At 64.8% G+C, this 13,043-nt stretch carries 8 protein-coding genes; 5 read left to right on the top strand and 3 right to left on the bottom strand.

The window, feature by feature from the left end; genetic code table 11:
* Positions 1-30 precede the first annotated feature (30 nt).
* Positions 31-1,035 carry a P1 family peptidase gene (locus K226_RS0110660; RefSeq protein WP_024814792.1) on the top strand — a complete coding sequence of 335 codons (1,005 nt, stop codon included), beginning with the start codon at positions 31-33 and terminating at the stop codon, positions 1,033-1,035.
* 33 nt (positions 1,036-1,068) lie between these two features.
* Complete coding sequence (locus K226_RS0110655) at positions 1,069-2,391, top strand: TAXI family TRAP transporter solute-binding subunit (RefSeq protein WP_024814791.1); 1,323 nt, start codon at positions 1,069-1,071, stop codon at positions 2,389-2,391.
* A gap of 72 nt (positions 2,392-2,463) precedes the next feature.
* Here K226_RS0110655 and K226_RS0110650 read toward each other — a convergent pair whose 3' ends face one another.
* Both K226_RS0110650 and ettA read right to left on the bottom strand, forming a co-directional pair.
* Positions 2,464-4,884 carry a DUF1631 family protein gene (locus K226_RS0110650; protein WP_024814790.1) on the bottom strand — a complete coding sequence of 807 codons (2,421 nt, stop codon included), beginning with the start codon at positions 4,882-4,884 and terminating at the stop codon, positions 2,464-2,466.
* 61 nt (positions 4,885-4,945) lie between these two features.
* On the bottom strand, positions 4,946-6,607 hold the full coding sequence (ettA, locus tag K226_RS0110645; protein WP_024814789.1) for an energy-dependent translational throttle protein EttA: 1,662 nt from the start codon (positions 6,605-6,607) through the stop codon (positions 4,946-4,948).
* 243 nt (positions 6,608-6,850) lie between these two features.
* Between ettA and K226_RS0110640 the strand changes: the two genes are divergently transcribed.
* The 3 genes from K226_RS0110640 to K226_RS0110630 all read left to right on the top strand — a co-directional run bounded on the left by K226_RS0110640 (position 6,851) and on the right by K226_RS0110630 (position 11,180).
* Complete coding sequence (locus tag K226_RS0110640) at positions 6,851-8,614, top strand: DEAD/DEAH box helicase (protein ID WP_024814788.1); 1,764 nt, start codon at positions 6,851-6,853, stop codon at positions 8,612-8,614.
* 97 nt (positions 8,615-8,711) lie between these two features.
* Positions 8,712-9,218: a nucleoside-diphosphate sugar epimerase gene (locus tag K226_RS0110635; RefSeq protein ID WP_238324218.1), complete on the top strand. Its 507-nt coding sequence runs from the start codon at positions 8,712-8,714 to the stop codon at positions 9,216-9,218.
* Between the two features lie 102 nt (positions 9,219-9,320).
* Positions 9,321-11,180, top strand: a complete 1,860-nt coding sequence (locus K226_RS0110630) for a M14 family metallocarboxypeptidase (RefSeq protein ID WP_024814786.1) — start codon at positions 9,321-9,323, stop codon at positions 11,178-11,180.
* A gap of 116 nt (positions 11,181-11,296) precedes the next feature.
* On the opposite strand, the gene ybaL is transcribed toward K226_RS0110630, so the two are convergent.
* The gene (ybaL, locus tag K226_RS0110625; RefSeq protein ID WP_024814785.1) at positions 11,297-13,030 is read right to left on the bottom strand and encodes a YbaL family putative K(+) efflux transporter; all 1,734 of its coding nucleotides are present in this window, start codon (positions 13,028-13,030) and stop codon (positions 11,297-11,299) included.
* Between the last annotated feature and the right edge of the window lie 13 nt (positions 13,031-13,043).

Genomic DNA, 13,043 nt, shown 5'->3' with positions numbered 1-13,043 from the left:
GGACCTGGGCGGGCACCATAATCACCGCCCATGAACGCAAGCCTTCCCCCCAGCGACGCTGGCAGCATCACCCGCGTGGCCGGCATCGAGGTGGGCCACTTCACCGACGCGCGCCGCCCCACCGGTTGCACCGTGGTCATGGCGCGCGAAGGCGCCGTGGGCGGTGTCGATGTGCGCGGCGCAGCACCGGGCACGCGCGAGACCGACCTGCTCGACCCGTGCAATCTGGTTGAAAAGGTGCACGCCATCGTGCTGGCTGGCGGCAGCGCCTGGGGGCTGGAGGCCGCCACCGGCGCCGTGCGCTGGCTGGAGGAACGCGGCGTGGGCTTTGACGTGGCGGTAGGCCGCCTGCCCATCGTGCCCGCCGCCGTGCTGTTTGACCTGCTGGTGGGCGACATGCGCATCCGCCCCGACGCCGCCGCCGGCTATGCCGCCTGTGCCGCCGCATCGCGCAATGATCCTGCCGAGGGCAATGTAGGCGCTGGCACCGGCGCCGTGGTCGGCAAGATTTTTGGCATGCAGCGGGCCATGAAGGGCGGCGTGGGCACCGCGTCCATTACCGTGGGTGGCGTCACCGTGGGCGCATTGATTGCCTGCAATGCCCTGGGTGACGTGCTCGACCCCGACACTGCCCAGGTAATTGCAGGTGCCCGCACCGAAGACGGCCTGCGATTGCTCGACACCCGCCGTGCCCTGCTGCGCGGCGAGCCTCCACAACCCTTGCTGGCCGGCACCAACACCACTATCGGCGTGGTGGCCACCGATGCCGCCATCACCAAGGTGCAGGCCCACCGCCTGGCGGTGGCCGCCCATGACGGGTTGGCGCGCAGCATCAACCCGGTGCACACCATGTCCGATGGCGACACGCTGTTCACCCTGGGCACCGGCGTTTCGGGCAAACACCCCGGCATGCTGGTGCTGACCACCATGGCGGCCGAAGCCACGGCCATTGCCACGGCCCGCGCGGTGCGGGCCGCACAGGCCCTGACCACCGCCGATGGCCTGCAACTGCCTTGCGCGGCCGATCTGGCCTGACCCGCGCCGTCGGCGCCATTCACCATAAGACCCATGCCCCAGGCTTTTCGCAACACCCTGCTCACCCTGCGCGACCTCATCGTTTCTGCCGGCCCGCTGGCCGTCCTGGCCCTGGGGCTGCTGGTGGCCGCCTACTGGTGGCTGAACCCCAATCCGCCCAACCAGGTTACGCTGGCCACCGGCCCCGCGCAAAGCGCCTACGAAGAATTTGGTAAGCGCTACCAGAAAGCCCTGGCTGCCGACGGCATCGAGGTGCTGCTGCTGCCCAGCGAGGGCTCATCGGCCAACCTGCAGTTGTTGCGCGAGGGCAAGGCCGATCTGGCCTTTGTGCAGGGCGGCACCGCAGAGCTGCAGCCGGACGACCCTGATCTCCTGGTATCGCTGGGCAGCCTTTTTGTCGAGCCGGTCTGGCTGTTCTATCGTACGGATGCCGGCCTGAAAGTGACTGACAGCGGACGGCTCGACAGTCTGCGCCAACTGCGGGGCCTGCGCGTGAACGTGGGCTCGGAAGGCAGCGGCGTGCCCACCCTGATAGACCGATTGCTCGATGCGAACCGCGTGGAGAAAGGGCAGGTGAAACTGTCCCGGCTGGAGCAGACACCCGCCACGATGGCCTTTCTGGCGGGCAAGCTGGATGCACTGGTATTTGCATCGGCGCCGGAATCCCTTATGGTGCAGATGCTGCTGCAGACCCCTGGTGTGCGCCTCATGGATTTTGCCCAGCACGAGGCCTATGGCCGCAAATTTCCGTTTCTCACCCCCGTGACCCTGCCCCGTGGCGTGGTGGATCTGGCGGGCAACGTGCCCGCGCACGATGTGCGGCTGGTGGCATCGACCACATCACTGTTGGCCCGGGAGGGCACCCACCCGGCGCTTCTGACGCTCTTTGCCCAGAACGCGCAGGCACTGCACGGCGGCGCGGGCTGGTTCAACCGTGCGCGCGAGTTTCCGAGCACCCGGCACGGTGAGTTGCCCATTGCCAAGGAAGGTGAGCGCGCCATCAACGAACCAGTGCCTCTGCTACAGCGCTATCTGCCCTTCTGGATTGCCAACCTGATCGAGCGCATGTGGCTGGTACTGGGCATCTTGCTGGCGGTGATGCTGCCGCTGTCACGGGTGGTGCCACCGATCTACCAGTTCCGGGTGCGTTCGCGGGTGTTCCGCTGGTATGGACGGCTGCGCGAGATCGAAAACGACTTTGAATCGGGCAAAGCCTCGCCACAAGACCTGCTGGTGGCGCTCGACACGCTGGAGGCCCAGGCCGAAAAAGTGAGCGTGCCGCTGTCGTATGCCGACGAGCTGTATGCCCTGCGCAACCACATTCACCTGGTCCGCAAAAAGCTTATGCGCACCTGAAGGTGCTTGCACCGCAAGGCTGGCGGACATCCCGCCCTGTGTGCTTGTCCGTGCTTGCCTTTGCAGGCGTGGTCAGCGGGCTTTGCCGGGCTTGGCAGGTGGCCAGGGCGCGTTTACCTTCGCCTCGGCGGGGCGGGCAATGGGCGCCGGCGCATCGGCTACCACGCGCAGGGCCCCGTCGGATGCCAGCTTGTTGCGCATGCGCCGCGTCATGGACTGGGTGCTGCCGTCGGCCGCCGTAAACAGAAACAGGGTTCCGTGGGGGCTGGCCCAGGTGAGCTGAGTGCGCACCGCACGGCGGTTGGTGATCAGCTCCACCCACACGCCGACCACAAATTCTGCATAAAGGTTTTCTTCCACGGGTTCGGCAGGCGCGCTGTCTGGTGGCGCGCTTTCCGAAACCTCCGCCGCCGGCACCTCACTCACAGGCACCTCACTCATCGGTTCGACAACGGGTGGTTCGGGCTCGGGCTCGGGAGCGTCTGCGACAGGGGCTGGCTTATCAAAAGCCTCCTGGTGCAGGCCCACCAGCCGCTGCATGAAACTGCTCGTCCGGGTGGGAGGGTATTGGATCGTCTTGAGCCCCGTGCGCACCGTGGTCAGAATGCCAGGGATGGCTTTGGTGAGGCGGTCAGGTTCGGCGCGCGTCAGTGCGGGCTGCGCACTCCACAGCAGCAGGGGCACAAGTGCCAGATACCCCCCGGGGTCGCCCTCCGTACCATTCAGGCCTTCGGGCTGCATCACCTGGGCCAGCGCCACCACATCTGCCCACGGGCCGGTGACGAAGTCCAGAATGTCCTGGGGCACCTGCTCCAGATCCGGCAACTTGCGGATATCGGCCGCAATCTTTTCGGCCAGCATTTCACGCTGTTCGGCCTGCAGCAGAATTTTTTCTTTGGCCTCTTGCTGGGACTTGATCTTTTGCGCCTGGGTGTCCCAGGCCGCATGCAGCGCCTTGAGCACCGTGTCAAAAGGCCCCGCATCCTGAATATCCGTGGCAGCCAGATGCTCGACCGCCTGGTTCAGCAAGCGCATGAACTGGCTGAACCCCTGCGCGCTCTCGGTGCTGAAAGCAAGACTGCGCTGGGTCAACTCATCCAGCAACCGCCGCGCCGGATGCGTCTCGTCGGTGAAGAAGCGCCCGTCATGCTGCACCAGCTGCTTGATCGCCGGTTCGAGGTTTTGCACCGCGCGTTGAACCGGGGCAAGCAGGCGCCCATCCTGCGCAATGTTGTCCATCATGCGGCCCACCACTTCGACGGCAACAGCCGGCGAATAGGCCTGGCCATCCACCGGGGGCGTGTAGGGAACCACATACGCTACCGGGGCAGCGCCCGGTCCGCGCCAGTTTGTGCCAGTTGCCGCAGGACTGCCGGACAGGCGTCCCACCAGGCGTTCGAGCTGGGCCATGTCCTGCATCGCCTCGGCGACGGCACCGGAGGGGAAATACCCACTGGGTTGGCCCGTCAGTCCCGCCTGCGCACTGGCACCACCGCCGCGCGGGTCGGACCATGCGGAGTGCAAGCTGACGGGTTGCGATACCCCTCCAGCATAGGCGCGCGCATCGAAGGCATAGGGGTCACCACCGCCTGCCAGCATCTGGCGCAGGATGCCCACGGTCAACAAGGCCTCCTCGGCTGCCGAGGAAATGGGTGCCTGCTGCGATTCACCTTGCCAGCCGGTCAATCCGCCCATGCCCCGCCCGTACGATCCAGGCATGCCGTACTCACTCACGGGGGCAGCCATGGAATGCCCACCGTAGCCGGTCGAAGAGCCCCCGCCATAGCCGGTGTTCTGGTTGGGAGCACCGTAGCCGCTGCGTCCAGCCCACCCTGAGGGCATGCCCAGCACCGCATATCCCACAGGCTCGACTCCATGCTCCCGCAGGCTGGCGGAGGCGCTCTTGTATTCCGCCACCAGCAACTGGCCCAGCACTTCGCGCATGTGCTGCATCCACAGTTGCCGCACTGGCGGCTCCACCCCGGTTTCGGCCACCACCCTCTGCAATGCGCGAATGTAGTTTTCCGGGCGCAGCGGATTGCGTTCGGGCTGCACACTGCGCAAGCCCTGTGCCGAGCTGACCAGGGTGTTGAGTTCCGTCAGCACAGCGTCGGTGGCATGCGCGGCCAGTTGCTGTGCCCGGGAAAGCTCCACCTGGTCCTGCATCTCGGTTTCGTCCATGAGGGAAAGCTCACCGAAATCCATGCCGGTGTCGTCCACCGTGCGTGCGCCTGCCTTGGAGGGCCCTTCGGCAAAAATTTCGAGCAAGGCCATCGGATAGGCCTTGGCCAGGGCGGCCTCGTGTTGGGTCAGCAACCGCAGCGCATCACCCACCAGAGAACGCCGCTGAATATCGCGGGTAGTCGACTCCTCCCCCGACAAAGCGCCCTTGGTGACTTTGACCAGTTGCACCATGAGTGCTTCGCCCGCGCGCACGGCGTTGACGACGCAGGCACGGAACACCGTTCTCGATCGGGGCGCAGTTGAAGACATGTTGGGAGGAGGAAAGAAAAGCTTCCAGTTGCAATGCTACTTGACTGCAAGCCCTCTTTGCTTACTTCAGTGCCTTGAAGCGCATGCGCTTGGGCTTGGCACCCTCTTCACCCAGGCGTCGCTTCTTGTCGGCTTCGTACTCCTGGTAGTTGCCATCAAAGAAGGTCCACTGGCTATCGCCCTCGGCAGCAAGAATGTGGGTGGCAATGCGGTCGAGGAACCAGCGATCGTGGCTGATGACCAGCACCGTGCCGGCGTACTCCAGCAGAGCGTCTTCCAGGGCGCGCAGGGTTTCCACATCCAGGTCGTTGGAGGGCTCGTCGAGCAGCAGCACATTGCCGCCCGAGATCAACGTCTTGGCAAGGTGCAGGCGACCGCGTTCACCACCCGAAAGCATGCCCACCTTCTTTTGCTGGTCGCCGCCGTTGAAGTTGAACCGACCCGCATAGGCGCGGCTGGCCATCGTGAACTTGCCGATGTTGATCATGTCCAGGCCGCCGGAGATGTCTTCCCAGACCGTTTTGTCATTGGCCAGTGCATCGCGGTGCTGGTCCACAAAGGCCATCTTCACGGTCGAGCCAATGACGACTTCACCGCTATCGGGCTTTTCCTTGCCGGCAATCAGCTTGAACAGCGTGGATTTACCGGCCCCGTTGGGGCCGATGATGCCGACGATAGCGCCGGCAGGAACGTTCATGGTCAGGTTGTCGATCAGCACACGGTCGCCAAACGATTTGGTGACGTTCTTGAACTCGATCACCTGCGTACCCAGACGGTCGGCCACAGGAATGAAGATTTCATTCGTTTCGTTGCGCCGCTGGTATTCGAAGTCGGACAGTTCCTCGAACCGTGCCAGGCGGGCCTTGCTCTTGGCCTGGCGGGCCTTGGGGTTCTGGCGCGACCATTCGAGTTCCTTCTTCAGGGCCTTGGCGCGCGATTCTTCGCCCTTTTGCTCGGATTCCAGGCGCGCCTGCTTCTGGGTGAGCCAGTCGCTGTAGTTGCCCTTGTACGGAATGCCATGGCCCCGGTCGAGTTCGAGAATCCACTCGGCCGCGTTGTCCAGGAAGTAGCGGTCGTGGGTGATGGCGACCACCGTGCCGGGATAGCGCTGCAGGAACTGCTCCAGCCAGTCCACCGATTCTGCGTCCAGGTGGTTGGTAGGCTCGTCGAGCAGCAGCATATCGGGCTTGGACAGCAGCAGGCGGCACAGCGCCACGCGGCGCTTTTCGCCCCCCGACAGCACACCTACCTTGGCGTCCCACGCGGGCAGGCGCAGCGCGTCGGCGGCGATTTCCAGCTGGTGCTCGGAGTCGGTGCCAGCAGTGGCAATGATGGCTTCAAGGCGAGCCTGCTCGGCGGCCAGCGCGTCGAAATCGGCGTCGGCATCGGCGTAGGCTGCATACACATCCTCGAGCTTGGCCTTGGCCGCGAACACCTCTCCCATGGCTTCCTCGATGCTTTCGCGCACCGTGTGGTCCGGGTTGAGCTGTGGCTCCTGGGGCAAATAGCCAATCTTGATGCCTGGCATGGCGATGGCCTCGCCTTCGATCTCCTTGTCCACGCCCGCCATGATCTTGAGCAAAGTGGACTTGCCAGAGCCATTGACCCCCAGCACACCGATCTTGGCGCCCGGGAAGAAGCTCAGGGAAATGTCTTTCAAGATCTGCCGTTTGGGCGGCACGGTCTTGCTGACACGGTTCATGGAAAATACGTATTGGGCCATTCGTTCTCTAACCTGCAAAAGTGGGCAGAAATTCTGCGTTCAAACCGCGATTATCGGCCCATGCGACAATACATGCCGTTGTGGGCTCCAGTTGCCCGCCACATCAGCAATCTGCTGGGGACAAAGGAAGAGCATCTTCCGGGCTCCCACTCTTGAACCTCATCTGCCTAAGACTGGCTCGGCAACCCACCGGTTGCCACGACAGGCCGATACCCAGCGCCCCGGACGGGTGCATTCACCGACATGAAATTTGAAGAACTGAATCTGGCTCCTGCCCTTTTGAAGGCTGTGCTCGAACAAGGCTACGAGACCCCCACGCCCATCCAGGCGCAGGCCATTCCTGCCGTGCTGGCGGGCCATGACCTTCTGGCCGGCGCACAGACCGGGACCGGCAAGACCGCCGCGTTTACCTTGCCCATGCTGCATCGCCTGTCGCAAAGCGCTGCGCCCAAGAACAAGTTTGGCGGCAAGGGCATTCGTGCCCTGGTTCTTACACCCACCCGCGAACTCGCGGCCCAGGTGGAAGAGTCGGTGCGCGAATACGGCAAATACCTCGATATCAACTCCACCGTCGTCTTCGGCGGTGTGGGCATGAACCCCCAGATCGACCGCATCAAGCGCGGCGTGGACATCCTAGTGGCCACCCCCGGCCGCCTGCTCGACCTGCAGCAGCAAGGTTTCCTGGACCTGTCGACCGTGCAGGTGCTGGTGCTCGACGAAGCCGACCGCATGCTGGACATGGGCTTCATCCACGACGTGAAGAAGGTGCTGGCCCTGGTACCCAAGGACAAGCAAAGCCTGCTGTTCTCGGCCACCTTCAGTGACGAGATCCGCGAGCTGGCCAACACCCTGCTCAAGAGCCCGCAAAGCATCCAGGTCACGCCCAGCAACACCACGGTTCAGCGCATCACGCAGGTGATCCACCCCGTCGGTCGCGGCAAGAAAAAGCAGGTGCTGCTGCACATCATCCAGCAGCACAACTGGAGCCAGGTGCTGGTGTTCACGCGCACCAAGTTCGGCGCCAACAATGTGGCCGAATTTCTGACCAAGAACGGCGTCAACGCCATGGCCCTGCATGGCAACAAGAGCCAGAGCGCCCGCACGCAGGCTCTGGCCGGCTTCAAGAGCGGTGACATCCGCGCCCTGGTCGCCACCGACATTGCAGCACGCGGCATCGACATCGACGAGTTGCCACACGTCGTCAACTACGAAATCCCCAACGTGTCGGAAGACTACGTGCACCGCATCGGCCGCACCGGCCGCGCGGGCAACAGTGGTGAAGCCGTGAGCCTGGTCTGCATGGACGAGGAAGGTTTCATGATGGACATCGAGCGGTTCACCAAGCAGCAGATTCCCGTGCAGGTGATCGAAGGATTTGGACCCGACGCGGGCGAGAAGGCAGAGCCCATTGCCATGGGCCGCCAGACCATCTGGGGCGGTGCGGGCAAACCGCCAAGCCGCGATGTCATGCAAGCGGCTGCCAAGGCGGCTCGCAGCGAAATGATGGATCGCATCCGCACCAACAAGGCTGGCCAGGGTGGCGGCGGTGGTGAACGCGGCCCGCGCCAGGCTGCTGGCGGCGGTGGCGGCGGCAATGCACCCCGCTCCGGCCGTGGCGGCGGCGGTGGTGGACAGGGCGGCGGCGCGCGTGGGGGTGCCCAGGCACCGGCACGCGGTCGTGCACGCCCACCAGCCGGTGGCGGCGGCTACGAAGGCGGTGGTGGCAACCGCTACGACGACGCACAACCTCCTCGTCCCAATGCCCACCTGGGCACGCATTCGGGCCACAGCAACCCGGGTCAGCGCAACGCAGGCCACGCGGCAGGCGGCCAACCCGACCCCATGCGCACCAGTGTGGACAGCATGGCTGGCAGCGGCCGCCGTGGCGGTGGTGGATATCGTGGCAATTCGGGAGGTGGTGGCTATGGCGGTGGCACGGGTGGCTCTGGTGGCCGGGGCAACGGGTCTCGTGGGCCGGGAGGTAATCGCGGCTCTTTTAGCCGCTGAAAACGCCCCAGGCACAGCCAGCCTTGAGGGCGCACCCATCCACATCCTGCATGCAGCGGGGCGCCGGGCGCCTGCTGCCCTCGCAAGGAATGTGGTGGTGCATGCCGTTGATTTTTCGGCGCTGCCTTCTTTGCCGCCTGTGGACGATGTCTACATCGCGCTGGGCACCACCATGGCAGCGGCGGGCGGCCAGAACGCCTTCCGTGCAATCGACTACAGCGCCGTGCTGGCCACCGCGCAGGTCGCTCGACGGGCGGGCGCCACGCGCTGCGGTGTGGTGAGCGCGATGGGCGCCGACCCGCAGTCGCGCATTTTCTACAGCCGAATCAAAGGTGAAATGGAACGGGACCTGCAGGCCCTGGGTTTCTCCACCCTGGTCATCGCACGACCTTCGGTGCTGGCAGGCAACAGACAACCGCTCCACCAGACCCCGCGCCGGGGCGAGTCCCTTTCGCTGGCGCTCCTGCAGTGGCTGCGCCCGCTCATCCCCGCCAATTACCGTGCCGTGGCTGCGCGCGATGTGGCACATGCACTGGTGCACGCTGTGCGGCATGGCCCCTCGGGTGTGCAGGTGCTGTCAGGTCGTGCGTTGCAATCCGGCTAATAGGGCCTTGGCAGGGACCGCGCGGTGTCCGCCGACACGCCGATGACTGCAGGCGCAGTTAACATCGCGCCAAGCCCGACAGTATCCCAAGCAAAGCACACCATGACCCAGCGCCACACCCTGTCTGTTTCAACCCCCGCTAAGGACGCACAGCCAGCACCACGGATTGCGCACCCTCTGCCGTGGTGCGGTTCGCTGGCCCTGGTGGCCTTGCTGCTGTCCGCATGTGCCAGCACCCCGCTGCCCCCCTGGCCCGGCGCGCCTACTGCGGCACGCTCCACAACAGCCGAGTCCATGCCCCGCGTGCAACGTGGCATCGTGGTGCCGGCGCCTCTGGGGCAGGCGCGCGACAACGTGGTGGTCACGCCACTGCAGGTCGGCGCGCCCACGCCAGCCGCCCCCGAAAGCGCTGCGGCTGCCCCCTATGGCCCGGCCGTGGCCGCTCGGTTTGCCGAACCGTCCACCCAATACAGCACACCTGGGCTCGCCCCCGAACGGCGCGGTTTCACAACCAACTCCGAACTGGGGCAATGGCTGCACAACATCGCTAATGCTGCGCCAAGGGGCCCCACGCAGGCCAGTGTTCTGCAACTGGGTGCCTCGCAGCAAGGCGAACCGATTCTGGGCCTGCTCCTGACGCGCGCCAAAGGCATGGACATGGCCAGCCTGGAGGCCAATGGCCGTTCCACGGTGGTGCTCATCGGCCAGCAGCACGGGGACGAACCCGCGGGCAGCGAAGCGCTGCTGGTGGTTGCCCGAGAACTCGCACAGGGCCTGCTTGAACCCTTGCTCGATCGCATCAACGTGGTGGTGATTCCCCGTGCCAACCCCGATGGCGCCACCAACGGCAATCGCACCACCGCCAATGGCGTGGACATGAACCGCGATCACCTGTTGCTGAACACCCCCGAAGCCCGGGCCTTGGCACGCGTGGTGCGAGATTACCGCCCCATTCTGGTTCTGGATGCGCACGAATTCACGGTGGCAGGGCGCTATCTGCAAAAGTTCAACGCCATTCAGCGCTACGACGCCCTGCTGCAATACACCACCACGGCCAACTACCACGAGTTTCTGACCAAGGCATCGCAGGAGTGGTACCACCAGCCCATGCTCGGCGCACTGCAGTCCCAGGGCATGTCGAGCGAGTGGTACTACACCACCTCGACCCAGCCTGACGACAAGCGCATATCCATGGGCGGCGTGCAACCCGACACCGGCCGCAACGTGAACGGCCTGAAAAACGCCGTCAGCCTGCTGGTCGAAACCCGTGGCGTGGGCCTGGGGCGCCTGCACATCCAGCGCCGGGTTCACACCCAGGTCACGACCATCACCAGCGCCCTGCGCAGCACCGCAGAGCGCGCAGCCGATCTGGAACAAGTGCGCTCTTATGTCGCGCGTGACACAGCCTCCAAGGCATGCAAGGGCCAGGTGGTGATAGAGGCCCAGGCCACACCCATGCAGCGGGAGCTGACCATGCTCGACCCCGACACCGGCGCAGACCGCACCCTGAAAGTGGACTGGAATTCATCGCTCGCCCTGCGGCCCGTCAAATCGCGCCCCCGGCCTTGCGGCTACTGGCTGGCAGCCCATGCCACCGCAGCGGTTGAGCGATTGCAAATGCTGGGCGTGCAGGTGTTGCGTATCGCGGAACCCGGCGCGTTGCTGGCCGACACTTACCATGAAACCGCGCGCGAAACCACCGAACGCACGGATGTGCGCGGCACCATCGCAGGTGGCTCCAGCATCATCCACACCCAGGTGACGCCGGTGCGCAGCGCCATTGATGTGCAAGCCGGCAGTTTCTATGTGCCGCTCAACCAGGGTCTGGCCCATCTGGCCGTTGCGGCCCTGGAGCCTGACACCCAAAGCAGCTATTTCGCCAACCGCCTGATTGACGAGCTGGGCAGCACGGCACGCGTCATGACTGTGCCCTCGCTGGTGTTTGAAGAATCGGACGAATAAGCCGATCATCGCGAACAGGGCATTCGCTGCGCGCTGCACACAAGTGCATCGAACAATCAAAAACAATAGCTTGTAGCGCTTGATACATAAGGGCTACAGGCCAATTTGGCTACAATTCAAGCAGATTCATGCAGCACGCCGGGAGGTGTGGCGTTGCCGCCCCGCGCGGCCGCGCGGCCCAGCACATGGCCCGCCATGGCCTGGGCCAAAGCTTCTTCGCCCATAAAAACCGTGCTGCCACACTCTTTCTCCAGGCGCACCGCCTCCTCTTCGCCGTGGCTGCGCACCACGGTTTCAATGCCGGGATTGAGCAGGCGTGCAGTGGCAATGATCTGCTGCACATTCAGCGTATCGGGCGTGGCAATGACCAGCATGTGGGCACGCGCGATGTGGGCCTGGATCAACACCGCCGGCTCCACCGCGTCGCCAAACACGGCCGCCATGCCCTGAGCCCGCAGCTTTTCGACCAGTTCACGGTTCTGCTCAGCCACCACCAGCGGGATGTTGTGCGCAGCCAGCACACTGGCCACACGCCGCCCCACGCGGCCATAGCCCACCAGCACCACCTGGCGCGCCAGATAACGCTCGTCCGTGCTGGTGGGCAACTCGGCCAGCGGGTCGTCGCGCTGCTCCAGCCGCCGCGCAAGGGCCGAGCGCGCCAGCAGCCACTTTTGCAGCGGCGCTATGGCACGAAAAACCAGCGGATTGAGCGCAATCGAAATCAGCGCTCCAGCCAGCACCAGGCTGGCGCCCTCGGGCGGCAGCAAGCCCAGCGATGCACCCAGCCCCACCAGAATGAACGAAAACTCGCCAATCTGCGCCAGGCTGGCCGACACCGTCAGCGCCGTGTGCAGCGGATACCGAAACGCCAACACCAAAGCGGCCGCCGCCAGCGATTTGCCCACAATGATGATCGCCACCACGGCCAGCACCTGCAATGGCCGCTCCCACATGACAGAGGGGTTGAACAACATCCCCACCGAGACAAAAAACAGCACGGCAAACGCATCGCGCAGCGGCAAAGACTCCTGCGCTGCCCGGTGGCTGAATTCGGATTCGCGCATCACCATGCCGGCAAAAAAGGCACCCAGCGCAAACGACACCCCAAACTGCACAGCCGATCCAAACGCAATGCCCACGGCCGCCGCCACCACGCACAACGTAAACAGCTCGCGCGAACCCGTGCGCGCCACCTGCCACAACACCCAAGGAAACACCCGCCGCCCCACCACCAGCATCAGCGCCACAAACCCGCCCACCTGCAGCAGCGTCCACCCCAACGTTTGCCAGATGCTGACCGACGTGGCTGCGGCAGCATTGCCGCCCAGCACGCCGGACAACGGCGGCAACAACACCAGCACCAGCACCATGGCCAGGTCTTCCACCACCAGCCAGCCCACCGCGATGCGGCCGGTGTAGGTATCGAGAATGCCCAGGGTTTCCAGCGCGCGCAGTAGCACCACCGTGCTGGCCACCGACAGCGCAATTCCGAACACCAAAGCCCCACCCAGACTCCACCCCCACCACGAAGCCACGGCCATGCCCAGGGCGGTAGCCACCATGATCTGCACCACTGCCCCGGGCACCGCAATCTTGCGCACCGCCAACAGATCGCCCAGCGAGAAATGCAGCCCCACCCCGAACATCAGCAGCATCACGCCAATTTCGGCCAGCTGGCTGGCCATGGCGGCATCGGCCACAAAACCGGGGGTATACGGGCCAATCACCACACCCGCCAACAGGTAGCCCACCAGCGCCGGCAGCCGCACACGCGTGGCCAGAAAACCCAACACCAGCGCCAGGCCCAGCGCGGCAGCAATGGTGTTGATGAGGTTCAGGCTGTGCGGCATGGTCCATGCGGCC

Origin of the sequence: Acidovorax sp. JHL-3 (genome assembly GCF_000526295.1) — a bacterium.
In the GTDB taxonomy this organism is placed as follows: domain Bacteria; phylum Pseudomonadota; class Gammaproteobacteria; order Burkholderiales; family Burkholderiaceae_C; genus Acidovorax; species Acidovorax defluvii.
This window is presented reverse-complemented; position numbering and strand designations above follow the sequence as displayed.